Below are 15714 nucleotides of genomic sequence, written 5' to 3'. Positions count from 1 at the left end.
GTTGGGTGCAAGGTCGCGCGTCACAGGCCCCAGTCCACCTTTGCACTGAACAAAGAAAGCACCCATGACCACCCAACGTCGCGACATCCTCAAATACTCGCTGGCCGCCGCAGCCGCCAGCGCGCTGCCCGCAGCGCAAGCCCAGGCGCCGTCCAGCGCCGCCGCCGCCACCGGCATCGACCCGCGCGACCGCGTCTTCATCACCAACGAAGACTCCAACACGCTGGTCGTGATCGACCCCAGGACCAACACCGTCGAGAGCACCATCAACCTGACCAGCTTCGACGAAGACCCGCGGCCGCCCTTCCGCTATGTCACCGCCGGCGTGGCGCCGACGCACGCGGCGATGATCCACAAGCCGCTGTACCACGGCTGCATCGACGCCCACGGCGCGGTGCCGTCGCCCGACGGCCGGCTGCTGGCCACCAGCGGGCGCGGCTCGAGCAACATCTACCTCGTCGACGCCGAGCAGCGCCGCGTCATCGGCAACACGCCCAACCCGGCCGCTGGCATGACGACCAACCCCGAACGCCTGAGCAGCGGGCTGCTGCTGGGCCGCGAACCGCACGAGCCCACCTTCACGCGCAACGGCAAGGAGCTTTGGGTGACGCTGCGCGGGGAAGACCGCATCGCCATCGTCAACGTCGAACTCGCCCTGCGTCAGTTGAAGGGCACCGACAACACAGGTTCGACGGCCATCCGCCAGTTCCTGCCGACGATCAACGGCCCGGCCCAGGTATGGTTCAACCGCGAAGGCACGCTGGCCTTCGTGGCCAGCCAGAAGGTGTCGCAGGTCGACGTGTTCCGTGTCAACCCGGGCGCCGATGGCCACAGCCAGCCGCAGCGCGTGACGACACTGGACATCAGTGCGCAGGACAAGCCCGGCTTCACGCCCTTCATGAAGACCACGCCCGACGGCGCCGAGGTGTGGTTCTCGCACAAGCTGGCCGATGCGCTGTCTTCTCGCTCGACGCGGGGCGGTTTCGACCTCATTGACAGCGTGCCGCTGGGCATGGGCGCGCGGCCCAACCACGTCGAGTTCGTCAGCAACGCGCGCGGCAGCGTGGTCTATGCCAGCCTGGCGCGCATCGACGACGGGGGCCCCGGCGGCGTCGCCTCCAGCCCCATCGCCATCATCGACCGCAGCGCAGCCAGCGGCCAGCGCAAGGTGGTCGGCACCTTCTTCAGCCACGGCCGCGAATCGCACGGGCTGTGGACCAACCCCGAGAACACGCTGCTCTACGTGGCGCACGAGCAGGACGAACTGCCCGGCACGCCCAACGCCGGCCAGACGGTGTGCAGCGCCTTCGACGTCAGCGACCCGCTGAAGCCGGTCTTCATCGCGCAGATTCCGCTGGGCAACCTGACCCTGCCTTCCGGAGCGCTGCGCAACAAGAAGAGCATCAACCTGGTCTACGTGCGCGTGGGTGCCAAGGGGCAGACTGCATGAAGGGCATGAAGGGCATGAGGGGCGGACACGCCCAACATGGAGTCAGTGCCTTCGAGCGCGAGATGGACGCTTCGATGGCCCGCATGATGCAAGACATGCACGGCCCGGGCTTCGTGGGCCAGGCCGACATCGACTTCCTGGCGATGATGATTCCGCACCACGCCGGCGCCGTCGACATGGCGCGGCTGGTGCTGCAGCACGGCCGCGACCCGGCCACGCGGCAACTGGCGGAGGAGATCATCGCCGGCCAGACCATCGAGATCGAGAGCATGACGCGGCGGCTGGCGGCCTTGCAGCAGCGCTCTAGCGCGGGTTCGGCAGCCGAATTTCCATCGCTGGGTGGCACGCGCGGGCCGTGATGCCCAGCCTGAGGGTAAGCACTGACGATGGCGATGGAATGAACCGCAGCGCTGTCCGCTCTTGATCACCATGCTGTTCCAGTCTGCCGAGTCCCGCTACAACCAATGGGTGCGGGACCATTACCGCTTCCTGCTGCGCAGCGCCTGGGCGCTGACGGGCTCGCGTGACATCGCCGAAGACGTGGTGCAGGACTGTTTTGCCAACGCCTGGAAGCACCGCGAGCAGTTGCGCGATGCGGCCTTGGCGCGGGCCTGGCTGTTCCAGATCATGCGGCGCGCCGCCTTCCGCCAGGCCGCGCCGGGCATGCAGTCGCTGGACGACGACGAGCAGCCCGAGCAGGCCGCCCCCGACGCCGGGCTGGACGACAAGCTGGACGTGGTCAAGGCGCTCGCGCGGCTGGCGCCCATCCACCGCGAGGTGCTGGTGCTGTTCTATTTCGACGACATGCCCACCGCGCAGATGGCCGAGGCGCTGGAGATTGCGCCCGGCACCGTGCTGTCGCGCCTGGCTCGCGCGCGCGACGCGCTGAAGCAGGTGATGGGCGTGCCAGTGCGGGCACCCGGCGGCGCCCAGGTCACGCCCTTGCGGAAGACCCCGTCATGAAGCGCGAACTCCGGCCGCCCGAGTTGCCCGACAGCGCGTTCGACTTGCGCACGCGCGCCGAACTGGCGCTGGCCTTCGAGCCCATCGACGCCCCGCCGCACTTGTACCGCAAGGCGCAGCCGCTAATGGCGCGGCGCAGCTTCCAGCGCGCCGTGCTGGGCCTGCTGCTGGCAGGCAGCGGCACCGGCGCCGTGCTGGCCATGCGCCCGCCAGAACTCGTGCGCGGCGCCATCGAACACGAATACTTCGAGCGCACGCTGCGCGGCACCTTCATGGCCAGCGCGCCCTTGCTGCAGCACCTGGGGCTGGCCGGCCAACAGGTTGTGCCCGGCTTCCCGCAGCTGATGCGGCCTTGCGACATCGACGGCCACCTCGTCTACCACCTCACCACCTTCTTCGAGAAGGGCGGCATGGTCACCGTGTTCGCCTTCGACAAGGCGGTGGCGCTGACGGAGGGCAGCGGCTGGTGGGGCAACGTGCACTGGAAAGTCATCACCTCGCGCGACGGCAAGCCGCTGGTGCTGGTGGCGCAGAAGAAGCAGGCCCTGGCCGTGGCGCAAAGCCAGTTCGGTCCAGCCACCGACATGTCCCCACCGAATTCCACACCGACCCCCAAGGAGACCCGATGAACAAGACCTTGAACTCGCTGCCGCGGCGCCAGATGCTGGCCGGCAGCGCCAGCGCCCTGGCCGCGGCCGGCCTGGCCACTTTCACGCGCGGTGCCGCCGCGGCTGGCGAAACCCCAGTGGCCAGCGCCACGCCCAAGCCGCTGCCCGCCTACGTGAACTGGAAAGACCCGGCCAGCGTCATCGTGCACAGCAGCACCACCATCGAGACCAAGCGCGCGGCCTTCGGCAGTGGCGTCATCACGCCGGCCGAGCAGCTCTACATCCGCAACAACCTGCCGGCGCCCGACGCCTCCATCGTGGCCGACCGCGACGCGTGGGAAGTGGCCATCGAAGGCGTGAAGGCCCCGCGCAAGCTGACGCTGCGCGAGCTGAAGACGATGGGCGTGGAGACCACCGCGATGGTGCTGCAGTGCTCGGGCAATGGTCGCGGCTACTTCCCCAGCAAGCCCAGTGGCACACCCTGGCAGGTGGGCGCGGCGGGTTGCGTGATGTGGACCGGCGTTCCGGTGCGCGTGGTGGCCGAAGCGCTGGGCGGCGTCGTGCCGGGCGCCGGTTACCTGACCGGCACCGGCGGCGAGAAGCTGCCCGAAGGCCTGGACCCGCTGAGCATCATCGTCGAGCGCTCGGTGCCGGCCGCCGCGATGGCTGACGCGCTGCTGGCCTGGGAGATGAACGGCGTGCCGATCTCGCTGGCCCACGGCGGCCCGCTGCGCCTGATCGTGCCCGGCTACACCGGCGTGAACAACATCAAGTACATCAAGCGCTTGGCCTTCACGGCCAAGGAGACGGACGCGAAGATCATGTCGCACGGGTACCGCATCTCGCCGCCGGGCGGCAAAGGCGACCCGAGCCAGCCGTCGGTGCAAGAGATGACGGTCAAGTCGTGGATCAACTCGCCCGCGCCCGACGCAGCTGGCGTGAGGGCCGGCCTGGTGCAAGTGCAGGGCGTGGCCTTCGGCGGGATGAACGGCATCAAGCGCGTCGAGGTGTCGCTGGACGGCGGCAAGACCTGGAGCGACGCGCGGCTCACCGGGCCCGACCTCGGCCGCTATGCCTGGCGCCAGTTCGTGCTGCCGGCCAGGCTGCCGGCCGGCAGCCACACGCTGGCCAGCCGCGCCACCGACACGGCAGGCAACGTGCAACCCGAGCAGCGCATGGAAAACGCCGGCGGCTACAACAACACGAGCTGGGCCGACCACGCCGTGAAAGTGACGGTGGCCTGATCATGCGCAGCACCATCCAGCAGCGCTTCATGTTGCATGCAATGAGGGTCGCGTCGGTGCTCGTCGCCGGCCTGGCGCTGCCCGTTCTACCCGCGCTGGCGGCCGACGACAGCGCGCAACTCGCGCTAGGGAAGAAGCTGTTCCTGCAAGGCGTCGTCCCGTCGTGCGCCGTTTGCCACACCTTGCAGGCCGCGGGCGCCGAGGGCGCCGTCGGCCCGGTGCTGGACGAGTTGAAGCCCGACGCTGCGCGCGTGGCGAAGGCGCTGCGCAACGGGCTGGGCCAGATGCCCTCGTACAAGGACAAGCTCACCGAAGCAGAGATTGCGGCGCTGGCGCTCTACGTGTCGAAGGCCAGCGGGGGTGCCAAGTGAAACTTCAGGTGGGTGGAATCTGTGGTGCATCCCCACCGATAAAGGCTCGTCCGCGCGGGCCGCAAGACGCTGACTGGCACCGAAACGCAGGGCATCTTCATCGGTCGCCGCCGTCGGCAGCGACTGCTTCTCAACTCCTCGACAGACTGGATTGGGTCGTCCAGAGTCAGTCCACGGTGAAGCCCGTGCGGCAGGTCAGGGGCAGATTGCGGTCAGCCAGCCGGGAATGGCTGCTGCGATCACTCATCGGCCGTTCGGCGTCGACGGCCAAGCGGTCGGGCTCGGCCATCAACGGTCATCCGCGACCGGCAGTTGCAACGGCGCCAAGGTAGACGATCTAGCTCTGCCCAGTCACCCGCGCCGATGAAAATTTCCCAACGCCCCCGCCGCGAACACCGCAATGCCGGCCGGCACCCCCGGCAACAGCAGCGCCGGCAACGTCACGGGTAATACCAGCGCAATCACCGTCCCGCACGCCACAACGATGGCCGCACAGACATGCAGCGCAAACATCTCCGGATCGTGATGCGCGAACTGCTTGGCCTTGACCGCGCGCAGAACTGCGCCATCGAACAGCGCGGCCGCGTAGAAGGCAACCAGCCACGGCAGCCATTCGAGCAGCGTGAAGCAGCGATAGGTTGCCAGCAACAGCAGGGCGTCGATCGATCGGAAATAGGGACTGTTGAACAGTCGCGCATTGACCGCCGACATCTCGTTGGCCACGGCCGAATCGACGCGACTTGGATCGGGTGCCTGGCGCAAGTTCGGAACCGGGCTGAACTGCCCGGCCGATTCCTGGGCATCGAGCGTGCGCGTCAGAATGTTCTCGGCATGCTGCGCGCTCCAGAACCGCGTGCTTTGCTCGTGCTCCACGCGCAACTGCGCGACGAAGTGTTCCGGCGGATGGGCCGATGGCAGATAGAGCACCAGGATCAGCAGTGCCATGAGCGAGGCGACGGCCACGATCCGAATCATGGCTGTCCACCGGTCGCGGTCGCTGCGGGTCGATCGAAGTCCGGGTTCAGGATCGGGAAGCGCCCCTTGATGATCCGTCCACCCGACACCGACGCAAAGTACTGCAGGTTCGGCAACTTGCCCAGTACGTCGGCCGGCACCATCTCCTCGAAGCTCTCGGTGAGCTGGGTCGAGTAGCTCGACGAGAAATCACCCAGGTGGGCATCGCCACCACTGCTCAGGCCAACGCGCATCGTGTGAATGGCGGTCTTGCCGAAGGTCTCAACCACGAAGTCCTGTGTCGGTCGGTCTTTCGAGCGCAGTGCGATCAGGTTGTTGAGATTGCCCAGTGCCATGCGTGCGGCGTCTTCGCTGCCGAGCCGCTTGGCCAGGTCGGCCAGCGTCTGCATCGCGCAGGTCGTGAAGATGCCGCCCTCGGCGCCCTTGTTGAGGATCTCGATCAGCGGCTGGTTGATGACGTTCGACACCTCGTCGACGAAGAGCGAGATGCGCCGGTAACCGCCGAGGTTGTAGCGCATGCCGGCGCGCGCGGCGAGGTCGGCCAGCGCCAGCGCACCAATCGCTGTCGCGACGGAAGGATCGGGCAGTGAGTCCAGGCACATGTAGAGCACGTGGCCGGCGCGCTCGACCTTCTCGAAGTTCACGATGGGTCGCATGTCGTCGGCGTCGAACGGGTCCGGCGACAGACTGCGGCCCAAGTCGCCCGAAGTCAACATCGACAGGACGGGCAGCAGGTTGGCCGTGATCTTCTGGTAGTGCTCCCGGTTGTGCCGGAAGGTGCGCACTTGGGCGTCGACCACCTTGCTGCGTTGGCTCTGCGCGACGTGGTGTTCGTAGTAGGCGACGAAGGCCAGCAGGTCGTTGCTCGCTGCCTCCGACGGGCGTTTGATGCTGCCACGCTGAGCGTCCTGTAGCAGTTTCTTCATGTCGGGCCGCTCGCGCCAGCCGGCACCGAGGGTCTCGTCGTAGAAGCGGCGCAGCGTCCCCTCGAGCACGGGCTCGATGCCGCCCTCGATGTACTTGGTCAGCTTGACGAGATTGGGCCGCTCCTCCAACTCGACGAGACCCTGCACGACGACGTTGACCGCGTCCCACCCGAAGGCTGAAAACGCCCCCGCCGTGTCCGGCGGCATGATGGACTGGATGCGCGACGCGATCTCGGTGGGCTTCTGCCAGTTGAACGTGAAGTCCAGCCGCACCCCCCGTTCGGGAAACGCCGGGTGAAATTCCATGAAGGCGTCCGGCTCGCGGTAGTCCTCGCAGGCACGTTCGACGACACGCTTGAGCCGCCGACTGTTCTTCGGGTCGATGACGATCACCACGTCACCGCGCCGGATCGCCTGCGTGACCAGGCTGGCCAGTGCTACGCCTTTGCCCGATTGGGTGGTGCCGACCAGCAGCGTGCCGCCCTCGAAGTTCTGCAGCGGCCGGTGCAAGGGCACTTCGCGAGGCTCGACGCCGTGGATGTAGGGCAGGCCGATCTCGGCGTCGGGCTGCGGTGAGACATCATGACCGAGCCAGCGCAGCAGGCGCGGTGAGACCGTGAAGTCGCGGTAGTCGATCTTGGCGAGTTCGTAGAGGCGCTGCGAGTGGACCGGCTGCCATTCGAAGCCGAAGCCCAGGAACACGTCGGCCGGGTTCCGGCACCACTGAGCCAAGTCGTCCGTGCCGATCACCTGGATGCTCCGGCCGGTCAGCGATGCCCGCAGGATCAGGGTGTCCAGCGCCTGCGTCACGCGCAGCAAGCCCATGGCGAAGCAGACCACGGATAAGGGGAGCGCCAACGGTCGGGGCAACCGGCCTGTCGCACCAACGACCACGAAGAACACGAGCGCCAGCGTCCACACGCCCCCGGCGTAGAGCTCATAGGCGCGCCGCCAGGGCATCTCGTAGCGGCGCATCAGCATGTCAAGCGCCTTCGGACAGGGGCGGGGCGAAGCCTTCCAGGTCCACTCCGTCGACGAAACGTGGGTCGACCACCAGTCCCACGGTCGGTTTGCCGTTGAAGTCGCGTGTCAGCGTGGGCGGGCCCTTCGCGTCGATGCGGGCCAGCATGCGTACCTCGGCCAGTGCGCGAAGCGCCAGGGACGGTTCGACACCGCGCCTTTCCAACTCGCCCAAGGGCACGAAGATGCCGCTGGCGACCGTACAGCACTGCGCCGGTCCGGCATCCGGGTTGAGCGTGTGCACCACGGCGGTCAACGCCTCGCGGACAACCGGGTTGAGTCGCATGGGCGCGTCGAGTGCGAACGAGCGTGTAGGCGCTGCCTTGGACGGTTCTCGGTTCGATAAGGCGTCGTGGTCCGCGGCACTCTGGAGCACCGGTGCTGGCGGCGAAGCCGGCACCGTCGGGATCAGCGACAACTGCGTTCCCGGCTTGATGGTGGCCAGAAGTACGGCTGGCGGTGATGCCTGTTCCGTCTCCCCCGGCTTGCGCGCGAGTTTCTGCTCGAGAGCAGGCGGTGCCGGATCGATCCCCGCGAAGAGGATTGCCGGCGTGGCCACCTTGACGCACTCAAGCAACGCCTTGGCCCCCGGAGGCTGGATTGTCCAGGTCGCTTGCGCCGCATCCAGAGCGATGAACACACCGGCCCCGAGCAGCAGTTCAAGCATGGTCTCCGGTGCCTTTGGGATGCCGGGCAACTGATCGGCCTCAAGCAGCTTGTGAACGTCCTCGGCCGTACTCGGCCACGCCAAGAACAAACCGTCCGCGCCGAACCAGACGCGGGACTTCTCGCGGTTGGGGGTCCAGCCCGAGTTGCCACTCGCCAGCCGCCGCAGTGCATCGACCAGGTAGCGCTCCAGATGCGATCCGAATTGCGGCGAACCGTAGCGGTCGGCATTGGCGACCAGGTTGCGATCGATCACCAGCGCTAGCGAGCGCCGAACCAACTCGTCGAGGACGTTGCGGTCGCGGTACAGCGGGACGCCGCCGATGCTGGCCATCAGGTGGGGCACGATGATGGCGTTGTCCTCCGACAGGTGCTGCAGCACTTCGGGCGGGACGACATGCGGCAGCGCGAAAACGCCGAGGCCACGCGTCTCCATGGCTTGTGGCCGCCAGCGCAGAAAGTAGCGCTGTGCTCCGCGATCAGCAAGCCACTTGGCCAATGGATGCAGGTAGCTCGGCCATTGCTCGCCGTCCGCATCGGTCACGATGAGGTGACTGAGCACTCGGTGGAGTTCACAGCACAGGCCGGCGATGAAGGTGGCGTGCCGCCAGCGCGGCTCCAATTGGCGGCGCACCGAGATGGTCGAGCGCCCCGAGAATATGTGGGCGTCCGTGCCCTGCAGGCTGAAGAAGCCTGTCTCCAGCCCGAGTTGGAGCAGTCCGCCTGGACTGCTGAAGTAGTTGTCCGCAGTGGCTGGCAGCAGGTGCACGTAGGTGGCATACCGATAGATCAGCGTGACTACGTCGCGCTCGAAGGTCTCACGGTCGACGCCGTAGCAGAGCTTGATGCGCGCGATCAGGTCGGCGTTCTGCGCGAGCAGATCCTCGACGAGCATGGCGGCGAAGCCCGGATCGGATACGGAATAGGGGCTGCTTGCCGACTGAGGAACGACCATCGCTGCGGCTCCGAGAGACCAGCGCCATTCTTTGGCCCGCGGCGACGCGAGTCCCCCCGAAATGCTGCCTATTGCTCTGGCCTATCGACATCGGTCCCGTGGTCGGCGTGACTCGGGCAGACCAGCGCCATGATGCGCAGTTGGATCGCGGTGGGATCGTCGAGCCGTTGCGTCGGGAACGCACTTTGCACGCGATGGTCGGTGGCGCGGCGCCGCACCAGCTTGCAAAAGGGGCAGTTGTCGTTGGCGGATGCCACGGTTCCCGCAGCAGCCAGGAATTCGCAGCCGCCAGCGGGACAGGTCACGACCGAGAACGCAGAAGACTTCGCCAACCAGATGCCATCGGTGTGCGATGCGAGATCAAAGGCGCGGTCGAAGCTGATGCGGTAGGGGCACTGGCAGATCGTCTGGTAGTGGCGGTAGGCGCCGACCAGGGCTTCGGCAGCGGCGAAGCCACCGTCTCGCAGACGCCGATAGACGCAGACGAAGATGGAGGCCTCGGCGCGGAACAGCAGGTTGACGCCGTGGTACCACTCGGGGGAATCAGGCGCCCGGCCGCGCGGTGTGGCCTTCGGGTCAGTGAAGAAGAATCGCTGCAAATCGCGCGGCGGGAGGCTCGTGACATGGTGGATCGTGCGCGCACGCGCACCCAACTCATGGCAATCCTTGGCCAGTTGTATCGCCCTCAAGTGGCGGTCCGCACGTATGGACATGGTGTACCTCCGAGTCACGGTTTGGGGAAACTTGGCGATGGCCGTGCCGCGTGGACGGCGGCCAGGGGTCCTGCGAGTGGCGTCGGCGCCTGAAGGAGTGCCAGAAGGTCTTGTCGCGGAGGGAAAAGCGTGTTCTGCCCGACGTGGGTCACGACGCACCAAAGTTGTTCATGACTCATGGTTCGCAAGTGGTCCGCCAAGGCCGCGTTGAGCGCGAACTTGCAGCAGGTTGCGACCCGGTCTATTTCGACGCCGAGCCTGATGGCGTGAAGCAGAAGCAGGTTGGTCGATTGAACGTCGATGAGTTTCCGGTGACTCATGATTTCTCCCTCGGTAGGCTCCAGCCGGAGCGTGGTGACGGCTAGGATGGAACGCGAAGGTGCGTTTGGGCATGCGTTGAACGATCCGAGAACCGCGGCTTGCTGGTGCCGCGACGGGCCGGCAGAGCTCGCTTTCCATGAGTGGAATCTACGTGCACTCAGGCCCTGTTCGCGCGATGAATTTCAACGGAAATTCATCGATCGACTCGGCAATTGACTCGCCTGCACTCGGCCGGCGACATCGCACGAGACTGACTTGGGGCCACACTGCGAAGCCGGGCGCACGAAGCCATTGATGGAACCCAACAGGAGCGGCGGTTGGGCCGCCCTCCTGACGGAACGCAGGATGCAACCGGGCGGTGCGTCAGGTTACGAGCTTTGAGGTGCGCCGCGACGGACCTCGGACCGAACTAGAGTCGTAAGAGCCCGCAATTCCGCGCAGGCCCGTGTCCTCAAAACAGCTCCTTCACGGGCACGCGCAGTGCAGTAGCAATGGTCTGAATCGCGTCTAACGAAGGATTGGCGCCCCCAGTCTCTATACGCGACATGTAAGAGCGCGCGAAGCCGCACTTCTCTGCGAACTCGTCCTGCTTGAGCCCGGCCACAAGCCGCAGCTCGCGTACTCGATCGCCAAACAGGACACGTAGGGGCTTCATCTGCCCTGAATGCTGTGCTACTGTCCACTAATCGCGAACCCACTAATCGTGACATCACGATCAGCAGACACCATGGCGCCAGCACTTACGGCCTTACGGCCAATTGCCTCCGGACGGTCACGGCATGCAGCGGATTTCGATTCTCTGGAACGAACAGGCGGTCAAGGCCAACACAAGACGACTACCTGGAACACTAGGCCGCTGTGTTGTCGGTATCTTGCCGTGATCTTCGAAACCCAACTCGTTACCGTGCGGGAAGAGAAGGGGGTCCGTGATCATGAGGCGCGTTGGGCCATCGGTTTGCTCGCCGATGGCCAATGCGACGTTCTGGGCATGTGGTGGGAGCCGATGTCGGGCATCTCTCTCTGGGAAGAGGTCTTTGCGGACCTGACGCTGCGCGGGGTTGAAAGGATTCGATTCGTCGAAAGCACCGAACCGAACTTAGTTGGTGAAGCGATGCACGCGTCGTACCCGGCCACCCAGACTCTGTGGTCCATGGCCACGCTTCTGCGGGAGAGCCTGGCGGAAGTGACACTGCGAAACCGCAGATCTGTTGTGGAAATGTTGAGCGCTGTGCGCGCCGCTGGTTCGGGTCGCACGGCCCGAGCCGTGCTGACTTCCTTTGGGGCCCTCCCGTTCGACACGAGGTATCCGTTGACCACGAGACTTTGGAGCCGCGCGCTTCAGCAACTCGAACCTCTGCAAGCGTTGCCACCTCGGCTTCGGCGCCTCATTTTCCGGGGTGACGAGGTCGTCCAGCAACTACACGACAGCTTGAGTCGGGCCGTCGGCAGACACGGTTGCTTCAGCGACCAGTCCGAGGCGGTTTCGTTCGTGGTCGGAGTTCTCGGGCGCGCTGAATGTCGGCTCGCATGTTCTGGCGCGGACGATTTCGGAGGTGAGGCGAAGCGCGTCGAGGGCGCCATTGAGAAGTCCAGGGGCGGGGCCGTTGGCCATTGAACTGACGGATCTCCCGTCCCAGGCGATCCCGATGATCACGAACTGGCAAGCCGCCTTCTCCCGGGTCCGAGCTGCGCTGATGCGCCGCGGTCGCACGGTGCATGACGCGGACGATCTGGTGCAGGAGGCTTGGGTTCGGCTGGCCTGCTACGAACGCGAGCAGAGCGTTGCCAAGCCCGAGGCGTTCCTGATGCGCACGGCGCTCAACCTGTCGGTGGACGCACACCGTACGCGTGTCAGCCATGGCGAAGAGGTGCTTCTCGAGGAGGTGGTCCTGGTCGATGCGGCGCCCGGTGCCGAGGCGGTGGTCCTGGCCCGTGAGCGCATGGCGCGACTGAGCGTATGCCTGGGCCGCCTGAACGACAAAACGCGCGATATCTTCCTGTCCCACCGCGTCGACGGCATTACGTACGAGGAGATCGCGCGGCGTCATGGGTTGAGCATCAGCACGGTAGAGAAACACATCGCCAAGGCGATGCTGCAGGTCACGACCTGGATGGAGGGCTGGTAGCGGTGCAGGGTCCGCGAACGACGGGTGAGCTTCAGGATGCGCTTCCCGTCGTGACGCCGGAGATTGCAGCCGAAGCCTCGGTGTGGGTGGCCCGCCTGCATGGCCCCGACCGGTCGACTCGCATGGAGCGTGAGCTCCTCGCTTGGCAAGCGCTCTCGGCGGTGCATCGCATGGCCTTTGAGCGCTGCACGGACACTTGGCAGGACGTCGCGCACCTCACACTGAGCACCTATGCGACTGCCACCACCGGCGACCTTGTTCCAACCGTCGGACGCAGGCCGTGGCTGCCGGTTCGCACGCGCTGGGCACTGGTCCTGACAGTCTTGGTCTCGGGCGGGGTGTTGGTCCTGCAGCCTTGGCGCGACTTGGAAACCTACAGCACCGGAGTCGGCGAGCAGCAGATGGTGGTTCTGCGCGACGGTACGCGCATGTCGCTGAACACCGCCACACGCGTTCGCGTGGAACTCGCATCCGCGCAGCGAACCGTGCGCGTCGAACGTGGCGAAGCCTTGTTCGAGGTGGCGAAGGACGCGCAGCGGCCTTTCGTCGTGCGAGCAGCGGCGACTGAGGTGGTTGCGCTTGGAACGGTCTTCTCCGTGCGACTTGCCCCTGCAGCCGAGCACGTCGGCGACTCGTTGGCCGTGACGTTGATCGAGGGGCAGGTGACCGTTCGAACCGAATCTCGCGACGGTGACTCCGGAGCGCTCGCGCGCGCACTTCTGATGGTTCCTGGGGAGCGTGTGCGACTCGTCAAATTGGAGGGTTTGTCGACGAAGGTCGGTCTGCGCGAGAGAACGCAGGTGGATCGACCGCCCCTCGATCAGGTGTTGGCTTGGAAGCGAAACGAGGCGGTCTTCGACGACGTGGTTTTGCCTGAGGCCGTGGCTGAAATGAACCGCTACAGCCGGACGCCGATCGTGCTGGTCGGCGCGGGGGCACTGCCTGGCCTGCGAGTCAGTGGGCTGTTTCGGACCGGTGACAACGCCGGCTTCGCACGTGCGGTGGCGGCTTTGCATGGGCTGGTCGTTCGTGAGTACCCGGACCGGTTGGAACTGGCGTCGAAGTAAATTCCGGGTGAGAGCAGCGGGGCACACCGGTCCGAACACACGAGCCTGCCGGAACTCATCTTGCCTCCAGAAGACCGTAGGCCGCTGCCCGTCGGGCCGATGCTTTTCGGTTGGCGCAAGCGAGTCGCGCGTTGATTCGCTGAAACCGGGAATCCACGGATGTCGGGGTCATGCCGGTCTTGAGGGCGATCTCCTTGGAGCCGAGACCCTGCAACTCCAACTTCAGCAGTTCGATGTCCGGCGTGCGCAACCCCGCGGTTTCCTGCAGGCTCTCGCGCAGGTGCCGATTCACCCAGTCGTGAAGTTCCGCTGCCAGCGCTCTGGCCAGCGTGCGAACGATGCTCGCCTCCTCGCCCTCGAAGGCACGTTCGTCGGTGCTGCCGAGGCAGAGCATCTCGAGTCTTTCGGGCTCCGCGGTCGACGTGGTCGGCACGATCAGACACGACCTGAAGCCATACTGCCGGGCAAGATCGATCGCTTCGGCGTCCGAGGCGGATGTGAGCCGCACCTGGTGTTCCGTCGCCGGCGCGGAACGTTCCCGCGCACACCGGAACCACGGGTGGTTCGACAGCGGCCCCAAGCGGTATTGGCGCTGGGCGAGGGCGGGATGGCACGCGAAAAGACTGAAGCTCGAGGGCTCAGTCCCGCTCTCCGGGATCGTCAGGGTGTAGATGCTGGCGGTCGCCCCGATTGCCGTGGTCGCGCGCATCAGTCGCTCCAGAAGTTGCGGTGGGTCGATTGCCAGGTGAATGCGCGTGATGGCTTCGAGCGCGTGCGCGAGATCAGCTGGTTTCCCAAAGGAGTCCGGACCGGGATGCGCGCTCGCTGGACTCATTGAAGACATGTTCGAACTCCGTCTTGAATTGCGCGAACAGAAGAGGTTCGGTGAAGCGAAGCGGATCGTCGACACAGCACGCGTCGAACTGCTCCTTCGTCATGAACATCGTCCAGGACTCCGAGCGGGCGTTTCCGTTTCCGCGCCTCGCGCTGCCTGCGACCACGCCCGCATCGACCCTGACCAGACTCGTGCGCACAAGGGCATCAGGATCGCGCGCGGCCGTCCGCTGGCGGGACACCGAACCTTTGCGGGCTGTCGCTCGATACGACATGACTTGATCCTCAAGACGCGGACGATGCGTTCAGACGGAACCTGTCGAGGCTGCTGCCTTGCGGATCGTTGCTTCGAATGAGTGCGGCGTGGCTTGGTAGTTCGATCGGTTCCCACATGCACTTGGATGATTGCGTTGGACGCCGGCCGCTCGTGCAAGCCGCGGATTGAAAGCGTTTGATGATTGCCCGCACGGAACGTCGGTTCGTTCGCAAGATGGTCGCTGCTTTGTGGCGGGGGCTCAACGGCGGACCCACATCGATGACACAGGCGTTCGGTCGGATACGCCCGAGTCGCCCTCCGCTTCGCCGTGGCGGTTGCCACACTCAACAAGTGCGCAACGTCGGCGCCTCCCGACCGCGACCCAAGACAACTCGCGCAAGTCCCTGGCGTTCCGGTGGCTGTCGACGGCCCCTCCGATGTCGGCGTTTTCGTTCGGCGGAACGCCTGCCGGCTTCGCGGCTTCGGCATGAGCGTTTCCATTTTTCGTACCGCTTCGCGAAGCGCGTGGAGCGTTTCGATCCCGGCCATCGTGCGCGGGTTGTCGAGAAGCCGCCGCTGCGATGCCGACCTCGAAAAGCGGCGCGAGCGCGGCTTCATTGCAAAAATACCCGAGCTTCGGTTGCCACGAGGCGCCGACAGGCCTAGATTCGCATCTGTTCCAGATGGTCTTCTGCGTTGCGATGCAATGGTCAAGAACTGGCAAGCCGCTTTGTCACGCGTGCGAGATGCGCTCCGCCGCCGGGGCCGTACGGTGCACGACGCCGAGGATCTGGTGCAGGAGGCTTGGGTGCGGCTCGCCTGCTATTCGCGCGAGCGGACCGTGGCCGAACCCGAAGCGTTTCTGATGCGCGCGGCCCTCAATCTCTCGATCGACGCCTACCGCCTGAACAGTAGCCGTGGCGAGGAGGTCGTGCTCGACGAGGCGGTGCTGATCGACACGTCGCCCGGGGTCGAAGCGGTGGCCCTGGCCCGAGAGCGCATGACTCGTTTGATAAGTTGTCTGGGCCGTCTGAACACGAAGACCAGGGACATATTCCTGGCTCATCGCGTTGACGGCATGAGCTATCAGGAGATCGCGCGCCAGCACCGGCTGAGCGTCAGCGCGGTGGAGAAGCACATCGCGCGGGCAACCTTGGCGATCACCAGCTGGATGGAGGGCTGGTAGCGATGAGCGGGCGTCCTACGCCCGCCGCCGACG

At 65.8% G+C, this 15714-nt stretch carries 18 protein-coding genes; 10 read left to right on the top strand and 8 right to left on the bottom strand.

The window, feature by feature from the left end; genetic code table 11:
• The first annotated feature begins 64 nt into the window (after positions 1 to 64).
• The 6 genes from ACWH49_RS01585 to sorU all read left to right on the top strand — a co-directional run bounded on the left by ACWH49_RS01585 (position 65) and on the right by sorU (position 4636).
• A complete protein-coding gene (locus ACWH49_RS01585) occupies positions 65 to 1450 on the top strand; it encodes a YncE family protein (RefSeq protein WP_031943584.1) in 1386 nt (461 codons plus the stop codon).
• Positions 1447 to 1809, top strand: coding sequence for a DUF305 domain-containing protein (locus ACWH49_RS01580; RefSeq protein WP_004306461.1), 363 nt, complete (start codon positions 1447 to 1449; stop codon positions 1807 to 1809). Before ACWH49_RS01585 ends, ACWH49_RS01580 begins: the two co-directional genes overlap by 4 nt.
• Positions 1810 to 1879: 70 nt before the next feature.
• Entirely contained in the window at positions 1880 to 2413 is a 534-nt protein-coding gene (locus ACWH49_RS01575) for an RNA polymerase sigma factor (protein ID WP_165456618.1), read from the top strand.
• Positions 2410 to 3042: a hypothetical protein gene (locus ACWH49_RS01570; RefSeq protein ID WP_004306457.1), complete on the top strand. Its 633-nt coding sequence runs from the start codon at positions 2410 to 2412 to the stop codon at positions 3040 to 3042. Before ACWH49_RS01575 ends, ACWH49_RS01570 begins: the two co-directional genes overlap by 4 nt.
• The gene (gene sorT, locus ACWH49_RS01565; RefSeq protein WP_130966400.1) at positions 3039 to 4265 is read left to right on the top strand and encodes a SorT family sulfite dehydrogenase catalytic subunit; all 1227 of its coding nucleotides are present in this window, start codon (positions 3039 to 3041) and stop codon (positions 4263 to 4265) included. Before ACWH49_RS01570 ends, sorT begins: the two co-directional genes overlap by 4 nt.
• A gap of 41 nt (positions 4266 to 4306) precedes the next feature.
• The gene (gene sorU, locus ACWH49_RS01560; RefSeq protein ID WP_371820138.1) at positions 4307 to 4636 is read left to right on the top strand and encodes a SorU family sulfite dehydrogenase c-type cytochrome subunit; all 330 of its coding nucleotides are present in this window, start codon (positions 4307 to 4309) and stop codon (positions 4634 to 4636) included.
• Between the two features lie 166 nt (positions 4637 to 4802).
• Here the strand turns inward: sorU and ACWH49_RS01555 are convergent, their stop codons facing one another.
• The 6 genes from ACWH49_RS01555 to ACWH49_RS01530 form a co-directional block, all read right to left on the bottom strand.
• On the bottom strand, positions 4803 to 4925 hold the full coding sequence (locus ACWH49_RS01555) for a hypothetical protein (protein WP_448169857.1): 123 nt from the start codon (positions 4923 to 4925) through the stop codon (positions 4803 to 4805).
• A 62-nt stretch (positions 4926 to 4987) separates the two neighbouring features.
• The gene (locus tag ACWH49_RS01550) at positions 4988 to 5611 is read right to left on the bottom strand and encodes a DUF4400 domain-containing protein (RefSeq protein ID WP_448169856.1); all 624 of its coding nucleotides are present in this window, start codon (positions 5609 to 5611) and stop codon (positions 4988 to 4990) included.
• Positions 5608 to 7518 (bottom strand): conjugative transfer system coupling protein TraD, encoded by a 1911-nt coding sequence (traD, locus tag ACWH49_RS01545; RefSeq protein WP_448169855.1) that lies wholly within the window; start codon positions 7516 to 7518, stop codon positions 5608 to 5610. The genes ACWH49_RS01550 and traD overlap by 4 nt, the downstream gene beginning before the upstream one ends.
• Position 7519: 1 nt before the next feature.
• Complete coding sequence (gene mobH, locus ACWH49_RS01540) at positions 7520 to 9178, bottom strand: MobH family relaxase (RefSeq protein ID WP_448169854.1); 1659 nt, start codon at positions 9176 to 9178, stop codon at positions 7520 to 7522.
• Positions 9179 to 9246: 68 nt separating this feature from the next.
• The gene (locus tag ACWH49_RS01535; protein WP_448169853.1) at positions 9247 to 9891 is read right to left on the bottom strand and encodes a FlhC family transcriptional regulator; all 645 of its coding nucleotides are present in this window, start codon (positions 9889 to 9891) and stop codon (positions 9247 to 9249) included.
• Positions 9892 to 10663: 772 nt separating this feature from the next.
• Positions 10664 to 10867, bottom strand: coding sequence for a helix-turn-helix domain-containing protein (locus tag ACWH49_RS01530; protein ID WP_448169852.1), 204 nt, complete (start codon positions 10865 to 10867; stop codon positions 10664 to 10666).
• Positions 10868 to 10876: 9 nt separating this feature from the next.
• On the opposite strand from ACWH49_RS01530, the gene ACWH49_RS01525 reads away from it, so the two are divergent.
• From ACWH49_RS01525 to ACWH49_RS01515, 3 genes are read left to right on the top strand one after another with little or no spacing between them, the layout of a single operon-like run.
• The gene (locus tag ACWH49_RS01525; protein ID WP_448169851.1) at positions 10877 to 11827 is read left to right on the top strand and encodes a transposase; all 951 of its coding nucleotides are present in this window, start codon (positions 10877 to 10879) and stop codon (positions 11825 to 11827) included.
• 31 nt (positions 11828 to 11858) lie between these two features.
• The gene (locus tag ACWH49_RS01520) at positions 11859 to 12338 is read left to right on the top strand and encodes an RNA polymerase sigma factor (RefSeq protein WP_448169850.1); all 480 of its coding nucleotides are present in this window, start codon (positions 11859 to 11861) and stop codon (positions 12336 to 12338) included.
• 50 nt (positions 12339 to 12388) lie between these two features.
• On the top strand, positions 12389 to 13405 hold the full coding sequence (locus tag ACWH49_RS01515; protein ID WP_448169849.1) for a FecR family protein: 1017 nt from the start codon (positions 12389 to 12391) through the stop codon (positions 13403 to 13405).
• A 55-nt stretch (positions 13406 to 13460) separates the two neighbouring features.
• Here ACWH49_RS01515 and ACWH49_RS01510 read toward each other — a convergent pair whose 3' ends face one another.
• Both ACWH49_RS01510 and ACWH49_RS01505 read right to left on the bottom strand, forming a co-directional pair.
• Positions 13461 to 14114 (bottom strand): hypothetical protein, encoded by a 654-nt coding sequence (locus tag ACWH49_RS01510; protein WP_448169848.1) that lies wholly within the window; start codon positions 14112 to 14114, stop codon positions 13461 to 13463.
• 73 nt (positions 14115 to 14187) lie between these two features.
• Positions 14188 to 14514, bottom strand: coding sequence for a hypothetical protein (locus ACWH49_RS01505; RefSeq protein ID WP_448169847.1), 327 nt, complete (start codon positions 14512 to 14514; stop codon positions 14188 to 14190).
• A 468-nt stretch (positions 14515 to 14982) separates the two neighbouring features.
• On the opposite strand from ACWH49_RS01505, the gene ACWH49_RS01500 reads away from it, so the two are divergent.
• Positions 14983 to 15681, top strand: a complete 699-nt coding sequence (locus ACWH49_RS01500) for an RNA polymerase sigma factor (protein WP_448169846.1) — start codon at positions 14983 to 14985, stop codon at positions 15679 to 15681.
• The last annotated feature ends 33 nt before the right edge of the window (positions 15682 to 15714 follow it).

Source organism: Rhizobacter fulvus (assembly GCF_964020785.1).
This window is presented reverse-complemented; position numbering and strand designations above follow the sequence as displayed.